The sequence below is a fragment of the Paenibacillus kobensis NBRC 15729 genome (assembly GCF_004000825.1).
Taxonomy (GTDB): domain Bacteria; phylum Bacillota; class Bacilli; order Paenibacillales; family Paenibacillaceae; genus Paenibacillus_T; species Paenibacillus_T kobensis.
This window is the reverse complement of record NZ_BILZ01000088.1, coordinates 1-14,655: the sequence shown is the minus strand read 5'-3', so window position 1 is coordinate 14,655 and position 14,655 is coordinate 1. Positions and strand designations below refer to the sequence as shown.

General features: G+C 50.8%; 15 protein-coding genes. 9 read left to right on the top strand and 6 right to left on the bottom strand.

Features of this window, described 5'->3' with window-relative positions; genetic code table 11:
- Positions 1-607 precede the first annotated feature (607 nt).
- The 3 genes from PKO01S_RS26940 (at position 608) to PKO01S_RS26930 (ending at position 4,067) form a co-directional block, all read left to right on the top strand.
- Entirely contained in the window at positions 608-2,245 is a 1,638-nt protein-coding gene (locus PKO01S_RS26940) for a MutS-related protein (protein WP_127534540.1), read from the top strand.
- Between the two features lie 302 nt (positions 2,246-2,547).
- The gene (locus PKO01S_RS26935; RefSeq protein WP_127534539.1) at positions 2,548-3,105 is read left to right on the top strand and encodes a hypothetical protein; all 558 of its coding nucleotides are present in this window, start codon (positions 2,548-2,550) and stop codon (positions 3,103-3,105) included.
- A gap of 257 nt (positions 3,106-3,362) precedes the next feature.
- Entirely contained in the window at positions 3,363-4,067 is a 705-nt protein-coding gene (locus PKO01S_RS26930; protein ID WP_127534538.1) for an MBL fold metallo-hydrolase, read from the top strand.
- On the opposite strand, the gene PKO01S_RS26925 is transcribed toward PKO01S_RS26930, so the two are convergent.
- The 4 genes from PKO01S_RS26925 to PKO01S_RS26910 all read right to left on the bottom strand — a co-directional run bounded on the left by PKO01S_RS26925 (position 4,064) and on the right by PKO01S_RS26910 (position 6,876).
- A complete protein-coding gene (locus PKO01S_RS26925; protein WP_164779795.1) occupies positions 4,064-4,876 on the bottom strand; it encodes an alpha/beta fold hydrolase in 813 nt (270 codons plus the stop codon). The two genes, PKO01S_RS26930 and PKO01S_RS26925, sit on opposite strands and share 4 nt — an antisense overlap.
- Entirely contained in the window at positions 4,863-5,411 is a 549-nt protein-coding gene (locus PKO01S_RS26920) for a helix-turn-helix transcriptional regulator (RefSeq protein WP_164779794.1), read from the bottom strand. The genes PKO01S_RS26925 and PKO01S_RS26920 overlap by 14 nt, the downstream gene beginning before the upstream one ends.
- 189 nt (positions 5,412-5,600) lie before the next feature.
- The gene (locus PKO01S_RS26915) at positions 5,601-6,395 is read right to left on the bottom strand and encodes an SDR family NAD(P)-dependent oxidoreductase (RefSeq protein WP_127534535.1); all 795 of its coding nucleotides are present in this window, start codon (positions 6,393-6,395) and stop codon (positions 5,601-5,603) included.
- 109 nt (positions 6,396-6,504) lie between these two features.
- Positions 6,505-6,876 (bottom strand): ArsR/SmtB family transcription factor, encoded by a 372-nt coding sequence (locus PKO01S_RS26910; protein ID WP_246070755.1) that lies wholly within the window; start codon positions 6,874-6,876, stop codon positions 6,505-6,507.
- 245 nt (positions 6,877-7,121) lie between these two features.
- Between PKO01S_RS26910 and PKO01S_RS26905 the strand changes: the two genes are divergently transcribed.
- Positions 7,122-7,634, top strand: a complete 513-nt coding sequence (locus PKO01S_RS26905) for an NUDIX domain-containing protein (protein WP_127534533.1) — start codon at positions 7,122-7,124, stop codon at positions 7,632-7,634.
- Between the two features lie 161 nt (positions 7,635-7,795).
- Here the strand turns inward: PKO01S_RS26905 and PKO01S_RS26900 are convergent, their stop codons facing one another.
- Positions 7,796-8,530 carry an alpha/beta hydrolase family protein gene (locus tag PKO01S_RS26900; protein WP_164779793.1) on the bottom strand — a complete coding sequence of 245 codons (735 nt, stop codon included), beginning with the start codon at positions 8,528-8,530 and terminating at the stop codon, positions 7,796-7,798.
- 149 nt (positions 8,531-8,679) lie between these two features.
- On the opposite strand from PKO01S_RS26900, the gene PKO01S_RS26895 reads away from it, so the two are divergent.
- Positions 8,680-9,657 (top strand): aldo/keto reductase, encoded by a 978-nt coding sequence (locus PKO01S_RS26895; protein WP_127534531.1) that lies wholly within the window; start codon positions 8,680-8,682, stop codon positions 9,655-9,657.
- 52 nt (positions 9,658-9,709) lie between these two features.
- Here the strand turns inward: PKO01S_RS26895 and PKO01S_RS26890 are convergent, their stop codons facing one another.
- Entirely contained in the window at positions 9,710-10,399 is a 690-nt protein-coding gene (locus PKO01S_RS26890; RefSeq protein ID WP_127534530.1) for a cupin domain-containing protein, read from the bottom strand.
- A gap of 279 nt (positions 10,400-10,678) precedes the next feature.
- Here PKO01S_RS26890 and PKO01S_RS26885 point away from each other — a divergent pair, with 279 nt between their 5' ends.
- From PKO01S_RS26885 to PKO01S_RS26870, 4 genes are all read left to right on the top strand, one after another.
- A complete protein-coding gene (locus PKO01S_RS26885) occupies positions 10,679-11,806 on the top strand; it encodes an amidohydrolase/deacetylase family metallohydrolase (RefSeq protein WP_127534529.1) in 1,128 nt (375 codons plus the stop codon).
- Positions 11,784-12,905 carry a DgaE family pyridoxal phosphate-dependent ammonia lyase gene (locus PKO01S_RS26880; RefSeq protein WP_127534528.1) on the top strand — a complete coding sequence of 374 codons (1,122 nt, stop codon included), beginning with the start codon at positions 11,784-11,786 and terminating at the stop codon, positions 12,903-12,905. Before PKO01S_RS26885 ends, PKO01S_RS26880 begins: the two co-directional genes overlap by 23 nt.
- 1 nt (position 12,906) lies before the next feature.
- Positions 12,907-13,665 (top strand): 2-dehydro-3-deoxy-phosphogluconate aldolase, encoded by a 759-nt coding sequence (gene dagF, locus PKO01S_RS26875; protein ID WP_127534527.1) that lies wholly within the window; start codon positions 12,907-12,909, stop codon positions 13,663-13,665.
- A partial coding sequence (locus tag PKO01S_RS26870) for a sugar kinase (RefSeq protein ID WP_164779792.1) occupies positions 13,655-14,655 on the top strand: 1,001 nt, incomplete at its 3' end. The genes dagF and PKO01S_RS26870, both read left to right, overlap by 11 nt.

Genomic DNA, 14,655 nt, shown 5'->3' with positions numbered 1-14,655 from the left:
CAGCATAGCGCATTAAGAAGGACAGCAGAAATTCAAATGTTTTCAACTGCAGATAAAGATGATTCAACCGTTAGTTGAAGACTCTCGTACACCTCCATACTAAAAATAATGAAGAAATGTTATTATAAAGGAAAATATATCAAGGAGGTTTTCTTCTAATGGCGGAACTTACGCCACCGGTTGGATCGCACCATCCATCACTTGTACATATTCACCTAGGTCCGACTGGGATTGGTCTATGGGCAAAGGATCGACTTGTATCGCGACGACGACATTTTTAAATGAAGCAGTTGAAACATTAGGGAATGAAGCCGAATTCCCGCTCACTGACGAAGAAGGTATCCAGACTCTTCTTTGCCGGATTCAATCATTGCAAGTATTGCCCATAATTTTAACTTCGCTATCATCGGTATGGAACCGTCGGGTCACTACTGGTTAGGAGTCTCCCGCGGGACATTTGCAATCCTTGCGCAAATATGGAGGCAGTATGGTTATTCACGAATTGTTCTGACATTACTGGCTTCGTTATCAATCATACTGTCCATATGGATAGCCCCAATAGTTCGGAAGTTTATTTTACAAGTCTTGATCCGAGGAGTATTCAGATATGGATGAGATGTTTAGTTTGCTATACCCGAATGGAATGCCTGCTGATTCAATCTATTCCACAGCATCGATGCAAGCCGAGATTGCAGGTCTAGGATTGGATGCTTTTTTTCACGAAATCGGTAACGGATCAGGGGGATATCGAACCAAGCATCCTCATCCGCTGATGTACTTTACTTCTGATATTCAAATCATTACATATCGTTCTAATATAGTGGAAGATTTGTATAGGCAGGAGGGAATTTATCTACTGCTATACGAGCTTCTTCCATTACTTGAGAATCTGAGAGATTTACAGCAGCGTGATCGTTGGTCGGACGATGATACAGCAGCATCCTTATATTCGATCTCTGAGATTGAACTTTACTTGTCCTGTGTTGAACGGTTATACCATGGACTGTGCAGCACTGAGCCAGCCTCTCAAGGACTTCAACGCCTATCTCAACAAATTGCAGAAAGATACGAAAGCACAAGCTTTCAATCGCTGCGTGTGGAGACGCGCAAGCTTTCTTTCAGTGTGCGCAACATTAAAAGCGTTACGGTCGGCATCAATCTTGATCCGCAGTTCTACCCTTATGAAGCAGGTATTATAGCTGTAAATGATCAGTTGTTTCGTTCCGGGAACCTGATCGATCGCTGGCTGCGACTGGATATGAAAGATGATGGCTTTCAAAGCTTAGCTCCGCTTAGGGCGTCTGGAAAAGATATAAGCAGCGAACAGAATCTTGCTTTGGGCAGAGCAATTAATAGCGCTTTGAACACGATCTTAAAAGGGTCAGTCCGAGAATGGCGTAACTGTATTAAGATGTACGCAGCTACCTCCTCTAACTTTTTAGTAGGATTAGTGCCTGAAATTCGCTTCCTGCTCAGCGGTGTTTCATGGATGAAACAACTGGCATCGAAAGGTCTTCCTCTGTGTAAGCCACAAGCCGCCAAGACCGAAGAAACATCAGCTATCGAGGGGTTGTATAATCCGTTGTTAGCGGTTCAGGCAGCGGAGAAGCAAGTGAATGGCGCTGCTTCGGTAGTGAAGAACAACATCACGTTCGATGAGAACGGGTCGATTTATATTCTGACGGGACCCAATCAGGGAGGGAAGACCGTTTTCATGCAGGCGGTAGGAATCGCGCAGTTGCTGTACCAGTTGGGGTTGTTTGTCCCTGCTTACTCGGCAACGATTCGTCCGGTGGATCGTGTACTTGTGCATGCACAGAGTCAAGCTCAGGATCACCAGATGAAGGGACGTTTCGGTGAAGAGTGCAGTCGATTACAACAGTTATTCGGTAAACTTACTTGTAATAGCCTTCTTCTGATGGATGAGACCTTCTCTAGTACAAGCGCTTCCGAGGCTGTCGCTATAGCAGGTGAAGTGCTGCTTGCATTACGTGTGTCAGGCTGCCGCGTTATTTTTGCAACACATTTACATGAATTAACAGACCAAATCGATAAGCTCAACGCTGTTCCACTTGAAGGCGGTAGCCATATTGATACGCTCACCGCCGAAATTGATACAGCCTCAGGGCAGAGAAACTATGTTCTCCGTCGATCACGCCCACAGGGCAATAGCTATGCACGTGATATTGCACAAAAATATGGTGTAACCTACGAGCAGCTCGTCCGTGTGATGAATGATAATTAAGTGCATCTCAGATGCTAATTTCAACCATTATGGAAACAAAACTAACTTATGGCTTTTTGTCTTTAAAAGAGGTACTGGAATTGGTGGAATAAGATTTAGCAAAAAATGATTAAACTAACGGGTACTTTAGTTTCATCACTAAATACGGCAGCCGGTCAATCGATTGGCTGCCGTTTCCATTGAAGTAACGGGCAGGTTAGTTACAATTTGTGGTAGTATAACTTTGTGTAAGATAAAAAAATCAACTAATACTGGAACTGTATAATTTAATAGGTTGAAACAAAGTTATTGGAGGAAGCATAGTGAAAAAACGAAAGGAATTATCTGTTTTTTCTGAAGTAATTCAAAGAGATATTATAACTGATCTCAAACTACCAGATCATGCATCTAAAGCAGATATTGAATTCTGGACTTCCGACTATGATAACATCGAGAATAACCTATTGCTTCATGAACCGACTATAAGAAATCGGATAGGATATGATTTAACATACGGCACAGGTTTCGCTTTTGTCGCCGATGATATTGTAATTGGTATGAAAAGAGAGGGTTTTGTTGCATATGATTCAGAGTTTTACCAAATGTATGATTCTCACTATATGCAGGCCATTTCGACTTTATGGTCATGGCTGAACTCCTCAGATCCACCAACGGAGCAGAAACGAAAGAGATGTTACGCTTTTTCGAGTGCGCTACATAATGGCCTTAATGGTGGAGAAAAAGATGGTTATGGTTATAAACTGCATAAAGAAGCCTCAATCGCTCTAGATAAATTAATGAAAAGCGAAGGTCCGGCATCTCCGTATCGAAGTTTACAAATATTTTATGCTCTTTTTAATTTTTGCTTTGATCTAAGGTAATAGATAGAGCGTTACTAATACAAAATGTCGGAGGGATAGTCATTACTCCGAAGGATTTCGAACTTTAAGCTAAACGGAGAACGTTAGCTTAATAATACAGCGACAGTCTAGGACTTTATTTTCTCGTCCCGTAAGCATCAGCTATTAGTTGAGTTTTGTACGCATACGGCATGTGAGAAGAAGCAACCGCATAATATCCCTACGTGAAGCGAAGCGTAGGGATATTTTATTTGAGATGACGATTAGGGGGCGCTTGCATGCGTTTATTGCCTATTGCGGACAACGTGTACCGGCTTCCGCTTGGAAGTGTGAACGCTTATGTGTTGAGCACCGGCCAAGAGCTCGTGCTGATCGATACCGGATCGCCGGGCAATGCGGAACGTATCGTGCAGGCGATCGAACAAGGCGGCTTTCGCCGGAATGACTTGAAGACGATCTTGCTCACCCATGCGCATCCGGATCATGCGGGCAGTGCGGCAGCGCTGAAGCGGGCTCTTCCGGACGCCAAACTGTACGCCAGCGAAGCTGATGTGCCGATCGTATCGCAGAGGGTGAAACAAAGGCCGATGAAAGCCTCCCCGGGCTTGTTGAATAAGGTGCTGTTTCGGATCATTATCGACGGGAAGGAGGGGCTGCTCGATCCAACCCCGGTCGACGGCATCTTGAAACAGGATGAGGTGCTGCATTTTGCTGCGGGATTAAGGACGATCCATACTCCAGGGCATAGCTTAGGGCAGATGGCGTTTCTGCTTCCTGAACACGGAGGGGTGCTGTTCGCTGCGGATGCCGCTGCCAATGTGTCGGGACTAGGCCTTAATATCGGATACGAGGATCTATCCGTCGGCATCCGAACACTTGAGGAGTTGGGCAAGCTCGACTTCAATATAGCATGCTTCGGACACGGAAAGCCGATTATGCAGCACGCTGCAGAGCAGTTCCGGCGCAAGTGGCCCGCACATTAACTCATCGGCATCGATACGGAGCGGATAAAATGTTCGGCTGCATCATTGAACGACAGCGGTTCGTCCAGATTGGCGCAGTGACCGGCCCCTTGCAGCATCGTGAGCTTGGACTCCGGTTCAAGCTCATGCAGCGATACGGCGGCATCCTTGGCGATCGGCAGATCGTACTCGCCGTACATAATATGGAGCGGATAGGTCACAGGTTTATCACTTGGAACGAACAAACGATTCATTCCGGACATGGCGGTGAAGGAGCTCCGGTTGAATCTCTTCATCGCTTCAGCGAATATGGCCTGCCCTTGTTCGGAGCGGCAACTGACAGTGGTGACGTAGGAGCGGAATCGTTTCATGGAGAACAAAATGAATAGGAGCCACCGCATGCTTTCCCTGCGCTGCATTTTGAGGATGTGTTTATTGGCTTTATGAATCGAGTAGCCTCCGACGATCGTCACGGAGCGGACGAGCTCAGGATGACGGTCGGCGACAGCCTGAGCGACTAAAGAGCCCATAGACACTCCGATCAGGTGGCAATGGTCGATGCCGTGCTGGGCGAGGAGTTGCTGTACGATTGCTGGCATCTGATCCATCGTGACGGATGTTCCTTTCGTAACGGTGCCGCCGTGTCCGGGCATGTCGATGGCAATGACGCGGTAATCGTTCTTGAATCGGTTCAACGGCTGTTCGAACATTTGGCGGTCGGCGAAGGCGGCGTGAAGCATCAGAATTGTGTGCAGACGATGCTCCGTCGATATGGAATAGCTGATCTGCGCCTTGTTGAAACGTAAGATTCGGGATTCAACCGTGTTCATGGTCAGATTCCTCCATTTCAGCATACAGCCGTGTGAACCATTCCAGTGCGCTGCGGTGAGCGTGAAGTCCGAAGTCAAGCGTTAGGAGCTGAAAGCGGACGACTTGCTTGAGCGATGAGGGTATTTCTTTACCTTGCGCTTCGGCTTCCGCGTCTTCGAATTCACGGACGGCTGCGTTCAGAAGCCTGATTATTTGCGACAGTACGGCGAGCTGTTCATGCTTGGCGAGGAATCCGAGGAAAAATAAACGCGTCGTCGCATCCTGCTCGAAACGGTTGGGTGAAGGAGGCGACAGCATCCAATTGCGCCAATGTTCGGTGCCGGGAACGGTGATGCTGTATACTTTTTTGTTGCGCCCGTTATCGATCACTTCCTCGAACTGTACATGCTGCTCGCTCTCTAGCTTTCGAAGAGCAGCTTGAATGCTGCCCAGGCTGGCGCTGAAGAAAGGGGAAACCTTCTGCTTCAGCGCATTTTTTATTTCGTATTGCGTCAACCGGCGGATGAGCAGCAGACCGAGAATGACGAATTCCACTCGTATCAAGCCTCCTTCCAGGTGTGGGATGAACCGTTTTTTCGCGATATACCTAATAGGTATATTCGAAACGTGACCCATATTCCCTTGCAAATAAAAAGTTCCGCTTCTCTCGAAGCGGAATGATTGGACCGAAGGGATATGGATGGCCTTAAGCAGCTTCGCAGAGCATGAATTTAGAAGTCTCGATTAAAGCGTTTGTTCGAGCACGCCCCTCGTTATACGAGTGATCATTTTGCGGGGAAACAGCCGGGGAGCTTGTGTCAGCAACCAGTTCTGCTTGCCGGGTACGACAACCGTTGTTCCTTTCATCAACGCATCGTAGCCAGCCTGTGCAACTTTCTCAGGAGACATAAGCGAAGCCGTGCTTGCGACTTTCTGTTTATCCATGCCGGCTGTTCGGAAGAATGAAGTTCCGGTTCCTCCCGGACAAAGTGCGGTGACGCTTACGCCGGTTCCGCTGAGCTCATTGGCGACAGCTTCGGTCAGCGACAGTACATATGATTTGGAAGCGGAGTAGTTCGCGCTAAGCGGGCAAGGGTAGAAGGAAGTGGTAGAGCCAAGGTTCAGAATGCGGCCGCTGCGGCGGCGAATCATGTCAGGGAGTACGAGCATCATGAGATGAGTGACGGATTGGATATTCAATTGAAGCATCTCGAGCTCTGCCGTTATATTTTGTTCGTGAAGAAAGCCGTAGGATCCGACGCCAGCATTGTTGATCAGAACGTCCAGCGTTCCGGTATACGACTTGACCCGCTCGTACAGAATCGGCGGACCGTCCGGCTTCGCCAGATCGACGGGGATGACGATCGACTTCGTTTGATAACGTTCGTGCAACGACTGGGACAGTTCATTCAGCTTGTTCTCACTGCGTGAGGCGAGAATTAACTGGTACCCTTGCTGGGCAAAAAGCTGTGCGAACGAGCTGCCTATTCCGCTGGATGCACCCGTAATGAGGACGGTTTGAGGTTCCTGTAGCTTCATAAGATATGGCCTCCAATTATTTTATTTAAACAACCATATATCTAAGTAACTAATTATATGGTTATTTAATTCGAGAAAAAAGCTTGCAGGCTGCAAGCGTAATTCGTCATCATGATTGCGAGTCTTTCATCGTATAGATCTGCTCAGATGTTTCGACTAGCGCTTTCAATTGAAGGACGGAAGGGCCGATCTCAAGCGAATAATAAATTTCGGTGCCGATTTTGTTGGACGTCAGCAAACCGGCTTGACGCAATATTTTCAGATGGTGCGATATAGCGGAGCGCGACATGGGGGAACGTTCCGTAATTTGGGCGACGTTCAGCGTCTCATGCTTCGTCAGCATCATGATGATGTCTTGGCGGACCGGATCGGCGAGCGCCAGAAACAGCGCGCTGCTGCTGCGTAATTGCTGATGAACTTTAAGCTCTAGCTGGTCGATGTCAGGCTGACCGTTCGGCTGATCGTTATTCGGGATGTCCACTCGTATCGTCTCCATTGTGTCGAAGTAACTAAATGTTTGGTTGTTTGATCATAGTCTATTCAATATGGTGGTGATTGTCAATGGCATCCAGCGAGTTGGGGCGAAGGAAGGACAAACGGTTGAGGTTGGAGGTTGGATGCGATTCATTGGGAAAGGCGATAAAGTTATTGTTTATTCGTATTTCACAGCACACCATCTAGCTATTATGGTATAGAAAATAATGTTTAAAGGCAGGTGGCGGACAGATGATCGATCTTCACTCGGTATCGGCTGGCGGAGTCATTTGGAAGGATGGACAAGTACTGTTGGTACAGGTGAATTACGGGAGCAATAAGGGTCTATGGATGCTGCCTGGCGGATTGTTGAATGCCGGGGAATCTTTGGAGCAAGCGGTTGTGAGAGAAGTGGTTGAAGAGACAGGCGTTACGGCGCTGCCAACGAGAATCATCGGCATTCGGAGCGGTGTTCGTCAAGCGGGCGACCGGCTGGAGACCGGAATCTATGTTGTGTTCGAGATGAGTTATGTGTCGGGCGAACTGTCGGCGCTCGATGGCAACGAAATTGCAGGTATTAAGTTCGTTTCGCCGAATTGCATATTGGCAGACCCTGAAGTCATTGATTTGTCTAAACACTTCGTACGAACGGCGATGGCAAGCAGTACAACTGGCCTGTTTCGAACAGAGCAGCAAATGGCGATAACGACGAAATATATTTTGTACGACGTGTATTCGACCGCACAAGCAGGAAGCAAGGACTAGTACAGTGCTGACGGCTCACGAGCTTCAATATGATGCGATTGGCATACGCTCGAACCGGACGACCGGGGCACCCAGCCGCGCGGCAAAAAAATATACGGATCGGCGTAGAACCAAACAAAAAAACGGCTTCGGCCGTTTTTTTTGTTTTCCGCTATTTTATATTAGTGCAGATGGCTGTCTAACCACTGTTTAGACTTCTCGAGCATCGCAATCGTAACATGGTGGCCAACATTCGGATACGCAAGGAACTGGAGCTTATCTAGAGGGATTTGGCGGGAAGACATCGATTCGATAAAATACTGCTGGCTGTCAATCGGAATCGTGTGGTCATTCTCGCCATGAAGAAGAAGCAGTCCCCGATTACGGTCAAAAGAGCAGTGCGATTCAGGGTCGTACTGTGCTAAGACGCGTCTTTCTTCAGCAGTCATCGGAGTTCTTCCATCCCTCTCGCGAAACAGCTGCTCGGCTTTCACCCAAGCACATGAACCGCTAATGACGATCGAAGCTTGTACACGTGTGTCTGCCGCAAATAGACCTGCGGATATAAAGCCGCCCGTTGAATGACCCATTACACCAATATTCGCATCCATTCGAATCAATTCGGATACAATGGATTCGGCTTCCCTAACACCTTCGATTCCGACCTGCCAAAAGTACTGCTGCAATACAGACGTATCAAAGTAATCGAGCGTTCCTCTGTCCCCGTGATGCGGCAGTTCCGGCACGATCACCTTATATCCCCAACCAGCGATAAGTGATGCGAAGAATGAATAATCATGAATAGTAGATATCCATCCGTGGTATAGAACAATCGTGCCTTTCGGTTTCATGGAGGGATGAACGACTAGACATGGAATACCGCAAACGGTCGTTGTAACAGTTGTTGGGGCAGTCATAATTGGCTTCCTTTCGCGCGAATCTGGCAAAGAACGAATCATTAACGTTTGGTTAAAACTTACTTTCGGCAGATGCTTGTCTACTTCACTCCCGGTATAATAGAGTAGATTGGTCATATTTGCAAACCGCCGGAAGGAAGGTGCGAGGAATGGACTATGCAAGATTAGGGCGCACAGGCTTGGAAGTGTCACGGATCTGTCTGGGCTGCATGAGCTATGGCTTGCCGGAGAGAGGCAACCATGCGTGGACGCTGAATGAGGAACAGAGCAAGCCGTTCATCAAGAGGGCGCTTGAGTTAGGCATTAATTTTTTTGATACGGCGAACATCTATTCGGATGGTACGAGCGAGGAGATCGTCGGGCGGGCTCTTGCTGAATACGTACCGCGGGATGAAGTGGTGCTTGCGACGAAGGTGCACGGCCGTATGCGCCAAGGAGCGAACGGAGCGGGGCTCTCGCGCAAAGCCATTATGAGCGAGATCGACAACAGCTTGCGCCGACTGGGCACTGACTACGTTGATTTGTATCAAATTCACCGCTGGGACAGCCAGACTCCGATCGAAGAGACGATGGAGGCGCTCCATGACGTCGTCAAGTCGGGTAAAGCCCGTTATATCGGTGCTTCCTCGATGTATGTCCGGCAGTTCATGAAAGCGCAGTATACGGCAGAACGGAACGGCTGGACCAAGTTCGTCTCGATGCAAAATTATTTGAACCTGCTGTACCGGGAGGAAGAGCGAGAAATGCTGCCGCTCTGCAAGGAAGACGGCATCGGCGTCATTCCATGGAGTCCGCTTGCCCGGGGCCGGCTGACTCGCGATTGGGATGCGGTGAGCGAGCGTTCCGAATCGGATGCGTTCGGCCAATATCTGTACTCGGTTGCGGCGGAAGCAGACCGTAAGGTCGTTGAGCGCGTGGCTGAAATCGCGGCTAAGCGGGAAGTCCCGCGTGCGCAAGTCGCGCTTGCTTGGGTGCTGCAGAAGGAGCCGGTTACGGCGCCGATCGTCGGTGCGACGCGCATGCAGCATCTGGAGGATGCGGCGGCCGCGCTTGCGGTGAAGCTGACGGCTGAAGAAATTGCGAGTTTGGAAGAGCCTTATGTGCCGCATCCGGTGCTAGGGATATAGAGCGTTCGATAGACGAAGACCTCTGTTGGCTGTAGCCTAACAGAGGTCTTTTTTACATCGATGAATAGTTGCCATACGGCGGCGTGTAATCCCACCCGTTTCCAATTGTATTCGAGTACACTATATCCGGGCTCGGCCTGTGGTGGTGATGGTGATGGTGGTGGGATTTTTGCGTTGGCGCGGTTGTCGCGCCTTGAACTTGATTCGGCTTGCAATTGGCCGGAGGGCCGATCACGACGGTATTCGTAATCGGAGCGAACGTATCCTTCACCTTCGCTTCGTTCAAGCAATACGTATGGGCGAAGACGTTGGCCGGAGTCAGTCTCAGCATATCGGAAGCCGGAATAAATTGTGGGATAGGCGCATCGAAGATGGCGATCAAATGCGTATTGTCGACGGTCGCGACTTCATAATGCCACCAGCCTTGAGGCACGTTGGCCACTTGACCCGGTTGGATGGGGAAGTTGAGCAGCTTCTTCGTAAACGGATTGATAAGGGAGACGACAGCTGCACCGGTGACGCAGTAGACGAGCTCGGAAGCATTTTGATGAATATGCGGTTCGACGACGTTGCCCGTGCTTAGATAAATATCCAGCATCGATACGTTGCCGAGCGTATTCAACTGCTGTACACCCAGAGCGTTAATGTAGTTGTTGGCATCTTTGCGGAAGAACGGATTGTTCCTCAAATCATACGTAAACTGCACTGTCGGAGAGGTGAAATCCATATAGGAAGTTGCCATAGCGGTGCTTATTCCTGCCTTTCGTATACAAGCTTTATCGTAGAACTTTGTTATATTGTATGTGCAAACGCCTAAACGGTTCGTGAACTCGAGTTCACGTTCACCCCTCACAGAGAAGAGAACTCTTCCTCTTTATTTCCTAGGAAATGATTATAGAGAGCAAACATTATAATGTTTATTGACATCTTGATGAATCGAAGTACAATAAACATTATAACGTTATAATCTATTAACTTGTATTCGACAGAAATTCAAGACAGCATAGAAAAAGGTGAAAAGATGAACGCTCGCATCATTCTTCTTAATGTTGTGTTGATCGGCAACACTCATCCTGTCGATATCGTCATCGAGGACGGGATCATTGCGGGATGGACGAACGCTGATGAAGCAGCCAGGGATGCATATCATGACCTAGACGATGCACGTGTGATCGATTGCACCGGCTGGTACGCATCGAGCGGTTGGATCGATCTGCACGTTCACGCGATGTCGGAGCTTCAGCCGTATGGCGATGAGATCGACGAGATCGGCGTCAGGCAGGGAGTAACGACGATCGTCGATGCCGGCAGCTGCGGCGCGGATCGGATCGGGGCGCTTGCAGCAAGCCGAGAGCTCGCCATGACGAACGTGTTTGCGCTGCTTAACATATCCCGAGTCGGCCTTGCGCGAGTCGATGAGCTGACGAATCTCGAGTGGATCGATCAAGCATTAGCCGTGGAATCGGCAGTTCAGTACGGTGATTTTATCGTTGGCTTGAAGGCACGAATGAGCGGCAGCGTAGTCGGGGACAACGGCTTAGAGCCGCTTCGAATCGCGAGATCCATTGCGGACGACACCGGACTGCCGATTATGGTGCATGTCGGTTCCGCGCCTCCTGCGATCAGCGATATCGTACCGATGCTCGCAGAGCGGGATATGATCACCCATTGCTTGAATGGCAAAAAAAACCGGTTGTTCGATGAGAACGATCAGCCGGTTCCGCAGTTAATTGAAGCGCTGGATCGAGGCGTCAGACTGGATGTCGGACATGGGACGGCAAGCTTCTCGTTCCGGACGGCAGAGGCTGCCAAGCGGTGCGGAATTCCGATCCATACGATAAGCACGGACATTTATCGAGGCAATCGTCTGAACGGTCCTGTACACAGCTTGTCGCATGTACTGACGAAGTTTTTATATTTGGGCTATTCGCTGGAAGAGATTATCGATTCTGTAACGGTCCGGGCAGCAGAGTGGCTGCGCAAGCCGGAGCTCGCTCGCCTGTCGGTCGGTGAACGAGCGAATCTGACTTTGTTCGCCGTACACGATGAGCCGGTCGAGCTGATCGATTCGGAAGGCGACAAGCGGATCGGCACGAAGAGAATCGAAGCAAAAGGAGTTGTTCATCATGGCCATTTCATTAAATGCTAAATACGGATTGAAGCGCGTCATAAACGCAAGCGGACGCATGAGCATCCTCGGCGTATCCGCCCCGACGGACACGGTGATGGAAGCGATGAAGCACGGCGGGCAGAACTATGTGGAGGTCGCCGATCTCGTCGATAAGGCGGGCGATTATGTTGCCGGCATCGTCGGTTCGGAAGCTGCGCTTGTCGTCAACTCCGCGTCGAGCGGCATTGCGCTTGCCGTGGCGGGAATCGTGACGAAGGGCAACCGCCGCACAAGCGAGCGTCTGCATCAGGAGCCGATTGCGAACAATGAAATCATTATGCTGAAGGGTCATAACGTGCAATACGGCGCACCGGTCGAAACGATGGTGTATCTAGGCGGCGGCAAGGTCGTCGAAGTCGGTTATGCCAATGAATGCAAGGCTGAGCATATTGAGGATGCGATCCATGAACGGACGGCCGCTATTTTGTATGTCAAATCCCATCACGCCGTTCAGAAAAATATGATTTCCGTCGAGGAAGCGTGGGAAGTCGCTCAGCGCCGCGGAATTCCGCTGATCGTCGATGCTGCGGCGGAGGAAGATCTGCAGAAGTACGTCCGCTGCTCGGACCTCGCTATCTATAGCGGCTCCAAAGCGATCGAAGGGCCAACGTCGGGCATCCTCGCCGGGAAACGGACCTATATCGAGTGGGCCAAAGTTCAGCTTCACGGCATTGGCCGCAGTATGAAGGTCGGTAAGGAAACGACATTCGGTCTGCTCCAGGCGCTGGATGAGTACGGGGTGAAAGCCGATCACTCGGAACGGGAGAAAGCTTCGCTTCATAAGCTGCTGCCGCTGGCTGAGCTGGCTGGCGTGAAAGTAACGATCGTGCAGGACGAAGCCGGTCGTGCCATATTCCGGGGGCGCATTCAGATCGATCCGGCACTTGCCGGAACGACCGCGAAGGCGATCAATGACGGTCTTCGCGAAGGCGATCCTGCAATTGCGATCTATACTCGGGATTATGGCGTGAAGCAAGGTTATTTTGATATCGATCCAAGACCGCTTCAAGGCGACGATATGGATGTCATCGCCGAGCGGATACGTACCTTAACTATCGAAACAGCAGGAGGCCGTTAACATGACGAATATGGCGAAGAGATTGTATAAAGGCCGCGCAGCTTTGAATGTATTGGCTAACAGCGTGGACAATGCACGGGAAGTGTTCGAGGCAGCCGAAGGCTTCGTGCTCGTCGGCGTTCTGTCGAAAGACTATTCGACGGTTGAGGCTGCGGTCGAGGCGATGAAGCAGTACGGCGAAGCGATCGACGACGCGGTATCGATCGGTCTTGGAGCGGGCGACAACCGTCAGGCAGCTGTCGTTGCGGAAATCGCGAAGCATTATCCGGGCAGCCACATTAACCAGGTGTTTCCGGCAGTCGGCGCGACGCGTGCGAACTTAGGCGGCCGCGACAGCTGGATCAACTCACTCGTATCGCCGAGCGGACAAGCCGGTTACGTGAACATCTCCACGGGACCGTTCAGCGCCGCGCAGAAGGAGCAGGCGATCGTGCCGGTCCGTACGGCAATCGCGCTCGTACGCGATATGGGCGGCAACGCGCTGAAATATTTCCCGATGAACGGCCTGAGCCGCGAAGCGGAGCTTCGCGCGGTTGCAGAGGCATGCGGGGAAGAACAGTTCGCGCTGGAGCCGACGGGCGGCATCGACAAGGACAACTTCGAAGCGATTGTACGCATCGCGCTTGAAGCGGGCGTGCCTCAAGTGATTCCGCATGTGTACTCCTCGATCATCGACCGCGAGAGCGGACGGACGAATGTGGAGGATGTGCGGGAGCTGCTTGCGACAATGAAGAGATTGGTCGACCAATATGGCCAATAGGATCGCAGCCTTCGGCGAAGTCATGATGCGGCTGCAGGTGCCCGGCTATGATCTGCTGTCGCAAGCGAGCAGCCTGAATTACTCGTTCTCGGGCACGGGCGTCAACGTGACGTCCGCGCTCTCCAGATTCGGACATACGGGCATGTTGATCTCCCGCTTGCCGGATAATGCGGTGGGAGATGCAGCGGCGGCGAATTTGCGCAAGCTCGGCATAGAGACAACCTTCGTCGAGCGGGGCGGTCAATATGTCGGGATGTATTTCTTGGAAAATGGGTTCGGTGCCAGACCAAGCCGCGTCACGTACAGCAACCGGCAGGAAAGCAGCTTTAATACGGCGCCTGACGGAACCTATGCATACGATGAAATCGCCGGTCAGATCGATATGCTTCATGGCTGCGGCATTACGCTGGCGATGAACGACAACGTGCGCGCCCATTTGATTCGGCTGGCAAGCGCCGTGAAGAAGCGGGGCGGCATCGTCGCTTTCGATTGCAACTATCGGCCCGGCCATTGGGGAGAAGGCGGCTACGCGAAGGCGAGACCGTATTATGAGCAAATGTTAATGTTGGCTGACATTGTGATGATGAACGAACGGGATGCGATGTATGTGCTCGGTATGCAGACCGACAAGGAGACCCGGGAGGAGCAACTTGCAGCGCTCATTCCGGAGGTTGCACGCCGCTTCGGCATTACCGTTATTGCGGGAACGCATCGTAACGTGAACGCCGATAATACCCATTCGCTGCGGGGCTTTCATTACAAGAACGAGACCCTGACGAGTTCCGAGCTGAACACTTTTGCCGTATATGACCGGATCGGAGCGGGAGACGCTTACGCCAGCGGCATCATTCACGCAGAATTGGAAGGCTTCGCGCCGGATAAAGCGGTGAGGTTCGCCGTATCGGCAGCAATGCTCGCGCATACGATCGCGGGCGATACGCCGCTGTCTTCTGAGCGGGACATTACGCGAGCCATGACCGAATCGGCAGG